Source organism: Streptomyces sp. NPDC050988, assembly GCF_044456225.1.
Taxonomy (GTDB): domain Bacteria; phylum Actinomycetota; class Actinomycetes; order Streptomycetales; family Streptomycetaceae; genus Streptomyces.
Map to the genome: position 1 here is coordinate 248978 of NZ_JBITFQ010000012.1, position 12982 is coordinate 261959.

The following is a 12982-nucleotide window of genomic DNA, read 5'->3' on the forward strand; positions in this document are numbered from 1 at the left end:
TGCGATGATCGGTCGGTGACCACGACGCAGCAGCCCCCAATCCCGCCGTCCGAACCGCCCCACGGACACGGCCACGACGGCCACGGTCACGGCGGCGGACCTGGGCACGGCCCCCACGGCCCCGGACCGGGCGGCGGCGGAGACCGGCCCGGCGGTGGTGACGGTGGCGGATCGGGTGGCGGCGGGCACGGCCACTCGCACAGTCACGGACCCGCCGCGCCTGTCTCGATGCACCTGCGCAAGGTCATCGCGGCCGTGCTGATCCCCTTCGCGGCGGCGGTCGTCGTCGGCCTCGTGGTGCTCTGGCCCGGCGGCGCCCCGGGGCACGAGCGCACCGGTGTCGGCTTCGACCGGCAGACGCAGCAGGCCACTGTGACCAAGGTCGACAAGGTCGACTGCAAGTCGGTGAACGCCTCGGGGGAGACGCCGACCGGCGACACGTCGACCGCCGAGGGCTCGTCGGCACAGCAACAGGCGACCGGCAGCTGCAAGAAGGCGACGGTGCGGGTCGACACCGGCAAGGACAAGGGCCGTACGTTCACGGAGATCGTCCAGCCGGACTCCTCGCGACAGCTGGAGCAGGGCCAGAAGGTGATCGTCGCGTATGCGCCGGACGCCCCCAAGGAACTCCAGTACTCGGTCACCGACGTGAACCGCAAGCTCCCGATGACGCTGCTCGCCGGGATCTTCGCCGTCGCCGTGGTCGTGGTGGGCCGGATGCGCGGCGTCATGGCACTGGTCGCACTGGCCGCCAGCTTCCTCATCCTGACGTTCTTCATCCTCCCCGCGATCCTGCAAGGCTCGAACCCCCTGGTCGTGGCGGTGGTCGGGGCGAGCGCCATCATGCTGATCGCGCTCTATCTGTGCCATGGGCTGTCGGCCCGTACGTCGGTGGCGGTGCTCGGCACCCTGCTCTCCCTGTTGCTGATCGGGCTGCTCGGCTCACTGTTCATCGACTGGGCGGCGCTGACCGGCAACACGGACGACAACACCGGGCTGATCCACGGGCTGTATCCGTCCATCGACATGAGCGGTCTGCTGCTCGCGGGCATCATCATCGGTTCGCTGGGTGTGCTCGACGACGTGACGGTGACGCAGACGTCGGCGGTCTGGGAGCTGCACGAGGCCAATCCGACGATGGGCTGGCGCGGGCTGTACCGCGCGGGCATCCGTATCGGCCGCGACCACATCGCGTCGGTCGTCAACACGCTCGTCCTCGCCTACGCCGGCGCCGCACTGCCGCTGCTGCTGCTCTTCTCCATCGCGCAGAGCAGCGTGGGGACGGTGGCCAACAGCGAGTTGGTCGCCGAGGAGATCGTGCGCACGCTCGTCGGCTCGATCGGACTGGTCGCCTCCGTGCCGGTGACCACGGTTCTCGCCGCGCTGGTCGTCTCGGCGGACCGCCCGGGCCCCGCCGCCCCGGCACAACAGGAACAGCCGCAGCCCCAGCCACAGCCCCAGTCGGGCGCCAGGGCGCCTCTGCGTGGCGGGAGCGGCCGCCGCCGCAAGCACTGAACCCGGCGCCTGCCGGATCCGGTCGCCGAGGGTCGAGAGCTGAGAGCTGAGAAGAAGCGTTACGGCAGTCCGCGTAGCCGCGAGGCAACAAGCCGGATGACGTACGGCAAAGCCGGGTGGGATGAGCACGTGTCACACGCGTACGGGACGACGTACAACGAGGCGGCGTTGCGCCTGCCCCAGCCCCGTATCACTTCACCCAGCGCTCTGTTCCTCCGCCAGGATGCGGTTCAGCGCCTCGTCGAGGTGTGTGTCGAAGTCCGCGAGGGAACGCTCCTGGCCCAGCGGCACCAGCCGGTCCGTACGGTCCAGGAACGCCAGCAACGGCGCCGTCCCACAGCGGAACAACGCGTGGTCACCGCCCACTTGAAGCCGGATCAGCACATCGCCGAACCCCTCGGTGTCGGCGGGAGCGATGTGCACGTCGCCGTCCCCGCACGCCCGGCCCACCCCGTCGATCAGCAGCTCCCGGCCGAAGGCCCAGGTGACCGGCGCGTCACCGGGCAGGTGGAAGGTCAGCCGCACGGCATAGGGATCACAGGTCTCGTAGCGCAGCTCCACCGGGATGCGAAAGGAGAGCTCCTCCGAGACGACGAAGCTCATCATGACCTCTGCCTGTACTACCGACTCGCGCATCGCCTACCCCGTCGTTCGCCTTCGACTGGCCGGGAATCATCCACCTGACACTGCTGGCATCTTGCTGAACGTACACACCAGATCACAAGGAGTGAGTTTTCAGATGCTGATAGAGAGCGAGAGTGTGCCCAGCAGCCTTCCGATCTCGCTCTGCAATCGGCGTGCCGCCGGCAGCAGTCGGTCGGCCTGGTGGGCCGGCAGGGAAATGGCGATCGTGGCCGCAGTACTGCCCACAGTGATGGGAATCGCGGCGCAGACCGTCCCCAGCGCGTACTCCTGACGCTCAATCACGGGCTGCATGCGTCGCACGGATTCGAGGCGTCGCAACAGGGTTCGATCGTCACGCACCGTATATGGCGTGATGGACCGGACGGAGTAACGGTCGACGTGGTCCCGACGGGCGTCGTCGTCGAGCTGGGACAGCAGACACTGGCCGATCGCGTGCGCGTGACCCGTCTCGCGGAAGTCGGCCCACTCCTCGACGGCGGGATTGGCCGGGGTGTCGGCGACGCACTGGACCTCGATCTCACCGTCGCGGTAGAGCGCGTAGTACACGGGCGCGCCGATCGAGTCACGGCACTGCGCGAGGGCGTCGGCGACCATGCTGCGACGTTTCTGCCGGGCACCGCTGCTGGTCAACCGCTCGACCGCATCGCCGAGGAAGAACAGGCCCTTCTCCCGGCGCAGATAGCCCTCGTGGGCCAGCGTGCGCAGCAGGTGGTACGCCGTGGGCAGGGCCAGCCCGGCCTCACGGGCGAGCTGTTTCGCGGGCGCCCCGTGTTCATGGCGGGCGACGGACTCAAGGAGGCGCATCGCTCGCTGCACGGATCCGATGAGGGTCGTGGGATGCGGCTCGGAGGAAGGGACGTGCGGTCCTGCGGATGCGGTGTCAACCGTGGCCAAGGGGTGCTCCCGAAGCGCGAGGGGGGCCGCCCGTGCGGGGGTAACACGGGAGGGATCAGAGCGCCGCTCGCGGGAATCAACCCCGCGTCGAATTCCGGACTTTAACCGTCTGCCACCGCTCGCAGACGGCCTGTGCCGAAACTTCCCTCGCCCGAGGGAACTGGCGGTTCCTGTTACCGCCGGCCGGTTGCCGACCGGCGGGCCTCCCCTTGCCTACCAGTCGCTCCTCGACGAGGAACTCGACATGAACTTCCGTACGACGTAGATCAGTCCGCCGACCACCGCCACGAAGACCAGCAGTTTGAAGAGCAAGGTGATCACGATCCCAACGACACTCACTATCAGGCCGCCGAACACGACCAGGGCGATGACCGGCACCGCGACCCACTTAATCCACCACGGCATACCCGCGAAGATCTCTCGCATCGCCCTTGTTCCTTGTCTCTCTGCCCGTTTCCGAGTGCTGTCCGAGCCCGCTCCCGAAGGATGACGGGTCTTGAATGTCCTGCACTCGATGCTAGGCGCGGCGGGGGTGCCGACGGGGGCCTGGCACCCCTTGTCCTCCCCTGAACGTTCCCCTAGGGAACCCTGAGGCGGAGGTCAGCTCTCGGGCGGAGAGAAGACCACCACAACCCGCAGATCCTCGCTGATGTGGTGGAACTTGTGGGCCACCCCAGCGGGCACGTAGACGACGCTGCCGCGTGCCACCTGGGTCGTCTCCATGCCGACCGTGATCGCCGCACGACCGCTGACGACGAAGTACACCTCGTCCTGGCGGTGGGGCTGCTGAGGGTCCTGGGTGCCCGCGTCCAGCGCGTACAGGCCGACCGACATGTTCTTCTCACGCAGGAACTGGAGGTACGCGCCGTCGTTGGCGGCACGCTCCGCCTCCAGTTCGTCCAGCCGGAATGCCTTCATCGCCCTTGTCCGCCCTTGCCCCGCTGCTCGTAGTCGATCTCGTCTGTCACGATCAGACACATGAAGAATTTCGTAGTCAAGACGATCGCCAACGCGGGCGCCCTGGCCGTCGCCGTGTGGCTGCTCGACAAGATCACCCTGTCCGGTGGCAGCACGGGCAAGGAGATCGGCACGCTGTTGCTCGTCGCACTGGTCTTCGGCCTGGTCAACTTCCTGGTCAAGCCGATCGTGCAGGTGCTGACGTTCCCGCTGTTCATTCTCACGCTCGGCCTGATCACGCTGGTGGTCAACGCCCTGATGCTGCTGCTGACCTCGTGGCTGGCGGACAAGCTCGACCTGAGCTTCCACGTCGAGGGCTTCTGGACCGCCGTCCTGGGCGGCCTGATCATCTCCATCGTCTCCTGGGCGCTGAACGTCGTCCTGCCCGACAAGGACTGAGCGACCTGATGCCCTATCGCGTGTGCTTCGTCTGCACCGGCAACATCTGCCGCTCCCCGATGGCCGAGTCCGTCTTCCGCGCGCGGGTGGCGGAGGCCGGGCTGGACGGCCTGGTCGAGGTGGACAGCGCCGGCACCGGCGGCTGGCACGAGGGTGACGGCGCCGACCCGCGCACCGTCTCCGTCCTCGAAGCAGCCGGCTACGAAGGCGGCCATGCGGCCCGCCAGTTCCACGCCGACTGGTTTGCCCGTCTCGACTTGGTCATAGCCCTCGACGCCGGCCACCTGCGGGCCCTGCGCCGCCTCGCCCCCACTGAGGCGGACGCCGGGAAGGTGCGGCTGCTGCGCTCGTACGACCCTGCCGTCGCGTCGGCCTCGGGGGCCGACCTCGACGTACCGGACCCCTACTACGGGGGCCTGGACGGCTTCGAGGAGTGTCTTGAGATGGTGGAGGCAGCGAGCCCCGGCCTGCTCGCCGCGGTACGGGAGCAAGTGGAGGGACAGGCGGCATGACAGATTCCGTTACGGGAGCCGGTGACGGCACACGCGCGGTGCGGGCTGGACTGCCCGAGCCCGTCAAGCACGAGCCGACCCTCCCTGGGCCGGTCTTCGCCGCCCACTTCCATCTGCCGGGCGACCCCACGGGCCCGTACACCTACGGCCGCGACGAGAACCCGACCTGGACCCACCTGGAGCGCGCCATCGGCGAGCTGGAGGCGCCGGGGCGGGACGACGTCGAAACGCTCGTCTTCGCCTCCGGCATGGCCGCCATCTCGGCCACCCTCTTCTCCCAGCTGAGCGCCGGCGACACGGTCGTGCTGCCCGACGACGGCTACCAGGTGCTGCCGCTCGTGCGCGCGCAGTTGGAGGCGTACGGAATCGAGGTGCGCACCGCCCCGACCGGCGGCGACGCCCAGCTCGACGTCCTGGACGGCGCGAAGCTGCTGTGGATCGAGACGCCGTCGAACCCGGGGCTCGACGTGTGCGACGTACGGCGGCTCGTCGAGGCAGCGCACGCGCGCGGCTGTCTGGTCGCCGTCGACAACACCCTGGCGACCCCGCTCGGGCAGCGCCCGCTTGAGCTGGGCGCCGATTTCTCCGTGGCCAGCGGCACCAAGCAGCTCACCGGGCACGGCGACATCCTCCTGGGATACGTCACCGGTGGCGACGCCGCGGCGATGGCCTCCGTACGGCGCTGGCGCAAGATCGTCGGGGCGATTCCGGGGCCCATGGAGGCGTGGCTCGCGCACCGCTCCCTTGCGACGCTCCAACTGCGGGTGGACCGGCAGAACGCCAACGCACTGGTGATCGCCGAGGCCCTGCGCGACCGGCACGAGGACCTCGGGGTCCGCTATCCGGGGCTGCCCGGCGACCCGTCGCACAAGATCGCCTCGCAGCAGATGCAGCGCTTCGGGTGCGTGGTGTCGTTCGCGCTGCCCACACGCGCGCGTGCCGACCGTTTTCTCGACGCGCTGCGGCTGGTGGACGACGCGACCAGCTTCGGCGGTGTGCGGTCGACAGCCGAGCGGCGCGGCCGCTGGGGCGGTGACGCGGTGCCGGAGGGCTTCATCCGCTTCTCGGCCGGTGCCGAGGATCCTCAGGACCTCGTGGCCGATGTGCTGCGCGCGCTCGACGAGTCCTCGCTCTGAGCGTCTTCTGAGTCGCCGGTCAGTAGCGGGCACGTACGGCGGACGGTCCGAGCCTCCCCCCTCGTGGCTCGGACCGTCCCGGTTCTGCGCGCGAAGAACCGCGCGAACAAGGCTAGTTGACTCTGTGTCAGTGTCCAATCACAGTAGCGACAGAGACCTATCGACATATTTATAGTTGGGGGCTTCCGGGGAGCTGCGGGAGAAGGGACGCCATGGACCTGGCCTTGCTGCGGACCTTCGTGACCGTGCACCGGGCCGGCTCCTTCACCCGCGCGGCCGCGCTGCTGGGCCTCTCGCAGCCTGCCGTCACCTCCCAGATCCGAACCCTCGAACGACAGCTGGGACGCCCTCTCTTCCTGCGTCAGGCCCGTGGAGTGACCCCTACGACCATGGGCGACGAACTCGCCCACAAGGCGGCGCCCCATCTCGACGCCCTGGTGGAGATCACCGAGACCGGCCTCGACGAGGACTCCTCCGTACGCACGCTCCATCTCGCAGGCCCTCCGGAGTTCACCGCCGAACGCGCCCTGCCCGCGCTCACCGAGCTGACCGGGGACGACGGCCAGGGCTTCGCGCTGCGCGCCTCCTTCGGAAATGCGGAGGAGACGCTGGAAGGGCTTGCCGCCGGGCATCACGATCTGGCCATCAGTACGGCCCGCCCACGCGGCTCCCTGCTCACCGCGACTCCGCTCTGCGACGAGGAACACGTCCTGGTCGCCGCCCCGCGCTGGGCCGACCAGCTCGACTCCGGCTCGCTACGTCACCAGGGCGAGCCCTCCCTGGAGAACTTCCCCGTGGTGGAGGTGCACGAGTCCCTGCCGTTCGTCGCCCGCTACTGGGCCTCCGTCTTCGACTCCCGCCCGGCCACGTCGGGCACCGTCATCGTCCCCGACCTGCGTGCTGTCCTCGCCTGCGCGACCACCGGCGCCGGGCTCGCGGTCCTTCCGCGCTATCTGTGCGCACCCGCTCTGGAGCGGGGAGACGTGGTCGCGCTGACCGAACCCGCGGTGCCTCCGCTTCGTACGTACTTCCTGGTCGTGCGCACCGGCACACTGGCCATGCCGCATATCGCGCGGGCGCACGAGTGGCTCATGCACGCCGCCATGGACTGGTCATGACCAAGACGCATCACCTCGTCAAGAGGGCGATGTTTCACGTGGAACCAACTGGGCCACATTTCTCCCATGACCGTCCGACCCGTGGTCAAGCGCACCGCCCGGGCCGTCCTACTGGACGGCAATGACCTGGTCCTCATCAAGCGGACCAAGCCCGGCGTCGATCCCTACTGGCTGACGCCCGGCGGCGGAGTCGAGCCTGAGGACACGACCGTCGTCGACGCACTCCATCGTGAGGTGCACGAAGAACTCGGCGCCAAGATCACCGATGTGGTGCCCTGCTTCGTCGACACCGTCGAGCACATCGGCGACAACGCCAGAACGACCGGCGTGAAGGTCCAGCACTTCTTCGTCTGCCGCCTGGAATCCATGGACCCGTCGCTGCGCCATGGCCCCGAGATCGACGAGCCCTGCGGGGAGTACGAGATCGTGCGGATCCCCTTCACCCGCGTGGGCATCGCTTCCGTCCATCTCGTACCGCTGTCGCTGCGGCACTATCTCGACGGGAACATCGAGGGCGTACTGGCGATGCACGCACCCGATCTGGGCTGACGGCAGCCCCCTCGGGGCCGGGCCTGGTCCGGGCGTGGGCCGTCACTCGTCGTGCCCGGGATCGGTCCGCTGCCTGCGTAGCTCTTGGCCCGGAGTCAGTATCCGGTCACGACGAGTTCTTCCACCGCGTCGTGACGGATCCTCTCCGACGGGATGCCGATGTCCCTGAGCGCGTCGACGCCGCTGCGGATCATGCCGGGAGGGCCCGACAGGTATGCGTCGTACTCGTTCCACGGCCCGTACTCGCGTACGGCGTCGGGGAGGTGCAGATGCCCGTGCTGGTCGACTATCGGGCGCACCGCGAGCCAGGGGTGGCTCTGCTGGAGCCGGAGCATCGTGTCGATGTCGTACAGGTCGTGATCGGTGCGGGCTCCGTAGAACACCTCGACCGGGCGCCGCTCGCCATGCTCGGCGACATCCTCGACGAGGGCCTTTATCGGCGCTATGCCGGTACCGCCGCCCAGGCAGAGCAGGCCGCTGTCGGTGGTGTGGTCGACGGTCATCGAGCCGGCCGGTGGGCCGAGCCGGATGACGTCGCCGGGGCGGGCGCGGTGCACCAGCGCGTTGGAGACCCAGCCCGCCGGAATCGCCTTCACATGGAACGACAGCAGTCCGTCGGAGCGGGGCGCCGAGGCGAACGAGTAGTGCCGCCAGATCCGCGGCCACCAAGGGGTCTCCACGCTCGCGTACTGCCCGGCGAGGAAGGGGTACGGCTGGTCGGGGCGGACCGTGATCACGGCGACATCGGGGGTCCTGAGGTCGTGCGAGATCACCTCGGCGTGCCACCAGGCCGGGGCCCGCAGCTCGTCCGCGGCGGCGGCGTCGATCATGACCTGCGAGATCGTCGTGTACGCCCGGACCCAGGCGGCCTCGGTCTCCCCGTCCCAGACCGACGAGGCGAACCGGCTGAGCGAGCCGATCAGGCACTCGCCGACGGCCGGGTAGTGCTCGGGGCGGGTGCCGTACTTGCGGTGGCCACGGCCCAGGTTCTTCAGATACGCGACCAGGACCTCGGTGTTGTCGATGTGCTCGGCCGCGGTCAGCAGTGCCCGCAGAAGCCGGTCCCGCTGAGTGTCCATCGCGGCGGGGAAGAGCTGGCGCAGCTCCGGGTGCCGCACGAAGAGCAGCGCGTAGAAGTACGAGGTGACCTTGTCGGCGACGGGGCCCACCTCGGCCATGGTCCGGCGAATGAGAACGGCGTCGGGGGAGGCGGCCTGTGCGGGGGCGGGGGCGGGGGCGGGGACGGCTACGGCGGCGGGGGCAGGGGCGGAGCGCTGGTCGGGAACGCGGGGCTCGTGGTCGGGCCCGGGTGGGCCGGGAGGGCCGGTGTGGGCCTGCGGGGCAGAGAGCCCGGTCCGGGCCTGCGGGGTGGGTGTCGCCTCGTGCGTCATGGCCGGCGGCGTCGCGGTCTGGCCGGCAGGAGCAGCTCCGGCGTGAGAGGCCCAGGGTTGAGGGGCATCGGCACGAGAGGTGTCGGCATGCGGGATGTCGGCACGGGGAGCGTCGGCGGGCGCGGACCTGGCGCCGGTGGAGTCGCCGTAGGTGTGGCCGCCGTCAGGGGAGCCCGCGTGGCGGCCGTGCGTGGCCGTGGCTCCGGTGTCGGCCGCTCGTTCGGTGTCGGAGACGGTCTCGTCGGTCGGGGGTATTCGTTGCCGTGTCGTGGCGTCGGCGCCCGGCGCGGGCCTGCCGACGGGGCGCAGTGCGGCCAGGCGGTGGCCCTCAGGCGCCTCCTGCTCGCCGCCCGCGGGCGGCTCCGGCGGCGTGTGCGGCGTGAACCAGCCGCCCCCGCCACTACCCCCTGAAGTGCCGTTGTCGGCCGACGTGGTGGTCGGAGCGTCCATGTTGTGCCTCGCCTCGAACATCTTTCGGTCGGTCTGCGCACTTCCTCGATCGGAAGATGCCTGCTTTCCCCCGCAGACTGCTTGCTTCCCCGTTCCGCTCCGCCCCGTCGCCCCATGGCGGCCACATTGAACCTCGGAATCCCGCAGCCTACGGACAAGTAAGCCGAGAGTGTGACATTGGCCGCACTACCGCCATCGCAGCATCTCACCCTGCGCCAACACCCCGGCCATGTAACCGGAAATGCGGGTCTTCGATCTCTCTGTCCCGTTAGGCTGCATTGCCCCTTGTTCGCCCTGGCGGGATGCGCGGACATCACACCGGACACGAACCGGAGTCGACCATACCGGCCGCTGTCCGGCACACAAGTCCTCTCTTCCCCACGTCGGGAATCGAACGGGGACCGGACTGTCGATTCCCTCAATTACCGGGCAGGGCGCACCAATTCATAGACATCCCGCAGATCCCGCCCCACGTAGGAGTGAGTGGCGAGACCTTCCAGATGCAGATCCGCATTGACGGCGACGGATACCGGAACCACCCCGAACAGGTCTCTGTCCGACATCGAGTCGCCGTATGCGACGCAGTCGGTCCTGGCCACCCCGAACTCCGCGCAGAGCCGGTCCGCGATCCGCACCTTGGCCGCCGCACTCAGAATCCCGGCAGGACTCACCGGCTCGGTGAACGGCACGGTGGGGAAACGTGATCCGTACGCCGCGTGCGCGCCCCAGCCCGTCAGCCGCTCGACGAAGAAGGAGGGCGAGAGCGAGACGACGGCGCAGTAGTCGCCGCTGCCCCTGATCTCCGCCCAGACTTCCTGGATGCCCTCCAGCCACGGCGCGCTCGCGAAAGCGGTCGCCACATGCGCCTCGGTGAGATCACTCCAGAGGGCGTGTATCTGCGTCGCGTACTCCGGCGGGCCTATGAGACCCGCGCCGATCGCCTCGTCGAGCGCCACGGTCTCGGCGTCAAGGCCGAGCTGTCGGGAGATCTCCACAGGCGCCGAGGTGCCGTGCAGCAAGGTCCCGTCCAGATCGAAGAGATGAAGTCTCGCCATGTACGCCGAGGCTAGTACGTGGGGTTACTCCCGTCGGCAGACGTGCTCTGCGCTCCCGCCCGGCACGGTGTTTCACGTGAAACTAAGCCGCCCCGCACGCCGGGCCACCCTCGTCGTCCATGTAGCCGCCTCCGCGGGCTGGCTCGGGCTCACGCTCGGGCTGCTCGCTCTGGGGATCACCGCAACCACCACAGGGTCCGCGGTGACCGTGGAAGCCTCCGTCCGAGCCATGAAGCTGTTCGCGGACTGGCTCCTGCTCCCCCTCGCCTTCCTCACGTTCACGAGCGGTCTGGTGCTGTCCCTGGGAACGCCGTGGGGGCTGGCGAGGCACCGCTGGGTCTACATCAAGTTCTGGCTGACTCTGGCCACGACCACCGCCACCGTCTTCGCGCTGCGTCCCGGAGTCGGTTCCGCTGTCGCGGCTGCTTCGGCAGGTGGTCCGCTTCCCGACGCCGGTGACGTTCTGTTCGGGCCGATCGTCTCGCTGTCCGCCTATCTCTTCATGACGGTGATCTCGGTCCTCAAGCCCTGGGGACTGACCCGGCGTGGACGGAGGCTGCGTGACCAGAAGTCAGCCGGGCAGAGGTCTCGTGGGCAAAAGATCAGTGCGGCTGCCCGGAAACCGGTGGACGCCGAGCGCGCCCGTCAGACAGCCTGACCTGCGTGTCGACTCCTTCCCCCGCCTTCCAGTCCATCCGCCGTCTGACCCCACGCGATCTCTCCGCCTGCGCCGATCTCTCCGAGAACCGCGGCTGGCCCCGCGAGGAACACAAGTGGGGCCTCCTGCTCACGGCCGGCACGGGTTACGGCATCGACGACCCCGACGGGGGCCTCGTCACCGCCTGCGTCGTGACCTCGTACGGGCCCCAGGACCGCCCCGCCCTGGCCGCGATCGGCATGGTGCTGGTCGCCGAGCGGCACGCACGCCAGGGCGTCGGACGCAGACTGATGCAGCATGTCGTCGGCGAGCTGGGCACCACACCGATGACGCTGCACGCGACGCCGTACGGGCGCCCTCTCTACGAGGAACTGGGGTTCAAGACCACCGGACGGGTGGAGATGGTTCGCGGCCACTTCGTCCCGGGCGGCCCGGAGCCCGAGGTCGCCACGCGTGCTGCCACCGCGGAGGACCTCACCGCGATCCTCCGGCTCGACGAAGAGGTCTTCGGTACCGACCGCACGCACATGATCACGCGCCTGCCCGCCTTCGCCGACCAACTGCGTGTCGCCGAGGAGGACGGCCGGATCATCGGCTATGCGGCCGCCTGGCCCAACCTGGACAACCATGTCGTGGGCCCGCTGATCGCCCGGGACACGGCAACGGCCAAAGCGCTCGTCGCCTCGCTGGCCGCCCACGTCGACGGGCCTTTGCGCACCGACATCGACGTACGGCACGAGGAGTTGCTGGCGTGGGTGAAGGAACGCGGACTCGCCCCCACGGGTTTCAACGCGGTCATGACGTACGGCATCGCGGAGTTGCCGGGCGACTGGACGCGGCGGTTCGCTCCGCTCACGGTGGCGGCGGGCTGAAAGGGCCGAGAGTGAGCCGACCGACGGCTGAGAACTCGGCGGCTGAGAGCTCAGCCTTTGAGAACTCCGCGGTTGAGCTCGGCGGTCGAGAGCTGGCGGCACATCGAAACGCCCGCCCCGGACGGGGCGGGCGTTTCGATACTTCGTGACACTACGGCGCTTTCGAGGGCTCCTAGGCGAGCGTCTTCAGCGCGGCGGTGGCGAAGGAGTGGTCCTGCTCCGGCGCGCCGCCGCCGACTCCGATCGCGCCGATCAGACGGCCGTCGCGGTGGACCGGAACCCCGCCCGCGATGAAGAGCAGCGGGCGGTCGAGGGCGGTGGGCAGGGTGTGGAAGAGGCCACCCGGCTGCACGGCGTCGACGAGATCGGTGGTGGGGGCGTCCAGCTGCAGTGCCGTGTAGGCCTTGCGGGTGCTGGTCTCACCGGAGATCAGTACGGCCCGGTCGTCGCGCCGGAAGGCGAGCAGGTGGCCGCCCGCGTCGAGGACGGTGACGCTGACCTTCACGTCGGCGGCTTCCGCGGCGCGACGGGCGGCCGTGACGAGGGCCTCGGCGTCCTGGATGGTCAGCGGGGTAACGGTGGTGGTGCTCATGAGCTTGTCTCTCCTTGATGGGTGGTGCTGTGTGGGGGTGTGACGGTTTGCCGGGTGGTGGCGTGTGGGGGCAGCGGTCCCCTGAGTCGCGGGTGAGGGCTTGCTCGGGGCTGTGGTGGGGGGGCGGGGCGCCCCCCCCCCCCCGGGGGGCCCCCCCCCCCCCGCGGGGGAACCCCCCCCCCCCCCCCCCGGGGGGGCCCCCCCCCCGGGCGGGGACCGCCCCCCCCCCCCCCCCCCCC

General features: G+C 69.5%; 15 protein-coding genes. 8 read left to right on the top strand and 7 right to left on the bottom strand.

Annotation, left to right across the window (positions count from 1 at the left end):
• Positions 1–15 precede the first annotated feature (15 nt).
• Positions 16–1515, top strand: a complete 1500-nt coding sequence (locus ACIBEI_RS26250; RefSeq protein WP_398892682.1) for a YibE/F family protein — start codon at positions 16–18, stop codon at positions 1513–1515.
• A gap of 195 nt (positions 1516–1710) precedes the next feature.
• On the opposite strand, the gene ACIBEI_RS26255 is transcribed toward ACIBEI_RS26250, so the two are convergent.
• From ACIBEI_RS26255 to ACIBEI_RS26270, 4 genes are all read right to left on the bottom strand, one after another.
• On the bottom strand, positions 1711–2151 hold the full coding sequence (locus tag ACIBEI_RS26255; RefSeq protein ID WP_055610301.1) for an SsgA family sporulation/cell division regulator: 441 nt from the start codon (positions 2149–2151) through the stop codon (positions 1711–1713).
• 99 nt (positions 2152–2250) lie between these two features.
• Positions 2251–3054 (bottom strand): IclR family transcriptional regulator, encoded by an 804-nt coding sequence (locus ACIBEI_RS26260; protein WP_398892683.1) that lies wholly within the window; start codon positions 3052–3054, stop codon positions 2251–2253.
• A 213-nt stretch (positions 3055–3267) separates the two neighbouring features.
• The gene (locus tag ACIBEI_RS26265) at positions 3268–3480 is read right to left on the bottom strand and encodes a DUF5326 family protein (RefSeq protein ID WP_398892684.1); all 213 of its coding nucleotides are present in this window, start codon (positions 3478–3480) and stop codon (positions 3268–3270) included.
• Between the two features lie 174 nt (positions 3481–3654).
• The gene (locus ACIBEI_RS26270) at positions 3655–3972 is read right to left on the bottom strand and encodes a cupin domain-containing protein (RefSeq protein ID WP_055610299.1); all 318 of its coding nucleotides are present in this window, start codon (positions 3970–3972) and stop codon (positions 3655–3657) included.
• 60 nt (positions 3973–4032) lie between these two features.
• Here ACIBEI_RS26270 and ACIBEI_RS26275 point away from each other — a divergent pair, with 60 nt between their 5' ends.
• From ACIBEI_RS26275 to ACIBEI_RS26295, 5 genes are all read left to right on the top strand, one after another.
• Positions 4033–4410: a phage holin family protein gene (locus tag ACIBEI_RS26275; RefSeq protein WP_398892685.1), complete on the top strand. Its 378-nt coding sequence runs from the start codon at positions 4033–4035 to the stop codon at positions 4408–4410.
• A gap of 8 nt (positions 4411–4418) precedes the next feature.
• Complete coding sequence (locus ACIBEI_RS26280; RefSeq protein WP_398892686.1) at positions 4419–4922, top strand: low molecular weight protein-tyrosine-phosphatase; 504 nt, start codon at positions 4419–4421, stop codon at positions 4920–4922.
• Positions 4919–6058, top strand: a complete 1140-nt coding sequence (locus ACIBEI_RS26285; RefSeq protein WP_398892687.1) for a cystathionine gamma-lyase — start codon at positions 4919–4921, stop codon at positions 6056–6058. The genes ACIBEI_RS26280 and ACIBEI_RS26285 overlap by 4 nt, the downstream gene beginning before the upstream one ends.
• Before the next feature lie 212 nt (positions 6059–6270).
• A complete protein-coding gene (locus tag ACIBEI_RS26290) occupies positions 6271–7176 on the top strand; it encodes a LysR family transcriptional regulator (RefSeq protein ID WP_398892688.1) in 906 nt (301 codons plus the stop codon).
• A 66-nt stretch (positions 7177–7242) separates the two neighbouring features.
• Entirely contained in the window at positions 7243–7725 is a 483-nt protein-coding gene (locus ACIBEI_RS26295; RefSeq protein ID WP_189841553.1) for an NUDIX domain-containing protein, read from the top strand.
• Between the two features lie 95 nt (positions 7726–7820).
• On the opposite strand, the gene ACIBEI_RS26300 is transcribed toward ACIBEI_RS26295, so the two are convergent.
• Positions 7821–9566 (bottom strand): globin domain-containing protein, encoded by a 1746-nt coding sequence (locus tag ACIBEI_RS26300; protein ID WP_398892689.1) that lies wholly within the window; start codon positions 9564–9566, stop codon positions 7821–7823.
• Between the two features lie 422 nt (positions 9567–9988).
• Positions 9989–10621 (bottom strand): HAD family hydrolase, encoded by a 633-nt coding sequence (locus tag ACIBEI_RS26305; RefSeq protein ID WP_398892690.1) that lies wholly within the window; start codon positions 10619–10621, stop codon positions 9989–9991.
• 76 nt (positions 10622–10697) lie between these two features.
• On the opposite strand from ACIBEI_RS26305, the gene ACIBEI_RS26310 reads away from it, so the two are divergent.
• Together ACIBEI_RS26310 and ACIBEI_RS26315 are read left to right on the top strand one after the other, a co-directional pair.
• Positions 10698–11279 carry a DUF2269 domain-containing protein gene (locus ACIBEI_RS26310; RefSeq protein ID WP_398892691.1) on the top strand — a complete coding sequence of 194 codons (582 nt, stop codon included), beginning with the start codon at positions 10698–10700 and terminating at the stop codon, positions 11277–11279.
• Positions 11280–11284: 5 nt separating this feature from the next.
• Positions 11285–12151: a GNAT family N-acetyltransferase gene (locus tag ACIBEI_RS26315; RefSeq protein WP_398892692.1), complete on the top strand. Its 867-nt coding sequence runs from the start codon at positions 11285–11287 to the stop codon at positions 12149–12151.
• Between the two features lie 172 nt (positions 12152–12323).
• On the opposite strand, the gene ACIBEI_RS26320 is transcribed toward ACIBEI_RS26315, so the two are convergent.
• Complete coding sequence (locus ACIBEI_RS26320; protein ID WP_398892693.1) at positions 12324–12743, bottom strand: heme-binding protein; 420 nt, start codon at positions 12741–12743, stop codon at positions 12324–12326.
• Positions 12744–12982 lie beyond the last annotated feature (239 nt).

What these genes read in the sequence shown, in the direction of transcription:
- ACIBEI_RS26270 (WP_055610299.1), bottom strand. Translation starts at nt 3,972, where the DNA reads ATGAAGGCATTCCGGCTGGACGAACTGGAGGCGGAGCGTGCCGCCAAC.
- ACIBEI_RS26305 (WP_398892690.1), bottom strand. Translation starts at nt 10,621, where the DNA reads ATGGCGAGACTTCATCTCTTCGATCTGGACGGGACCTTGCTGCACGGC.
- ACIBEI_RS26275 (WP_398892685.1), top strand. Translation starts at nt 4,033, where the DNA reads ATGAAGAATTTCGTAGTCAAGACGATCGCCAACGCGGGCGCCCTGGCC.
- ACIBEI_RS26290 (WP_398892688.1), top strand. Translation starts at nt 6,271, where the DNA reads ATGGACCTGGCCTTGCTGCGGACCTTCGTGACCGTGCACCGGGCCGGC.
- ACIBEI_RS26300 (WP_398892689.1), bottom strand. Translation starts at nt 9,566, where the DNA reads ATGGACGCTCCGACCACCACGTCGGCCGACAACGGCACTTCAGGGGGT.
- ACIBEI_RS26280 (WP_398892686.1), top strand. Translation starts at nt 4,419, where the DNA reads ATGCCCTATCGCGTGTGCTTCGTCTGCACCGGCAACATCTGCCGCTCC.
- ACIBEI_RS26255 (WP_055610301.1), bottom strand. Translation starts at nt 2,151, where the DNA reads ATGCGCGAGTCGGTAGTACAGGCAGAGGTCATGATGAGCTTCGTCGTC.
- ACIBEI_RS26295 (WP_189841553.1), top strand. Translation starts at nt 7,243, where the DNA reads ATGACCGTCCGACCCGTGGTCAAGCGCACCGCCCGGGCCGTCCTACTG.
- ACIBEI_RS26265 (WP_398892684.1), bottom strand. Translation starts at nt 3,480, where the DNA reads ATGCGAGAGATCTTCGCGGGTATGCCGTGGTGGATTAAGTGGGTCGCG.
- ACIBEI_RS26285 (WP_398892687.1), top strand. Translation starts at nt 4,919, where the DNA reads ATGACAGATTCCGTTACGGGAGCCGGTGACGGCACACGCGCGGTGCGG.
- ACIBEI_RS26320 (WP_398892693.1), bottom strand. Translation starts at nt 12,743, where the DNA reads ATGAGCACCACCACCGTTACCCCGCTGACCATCCAGGACGCCGAGGCC.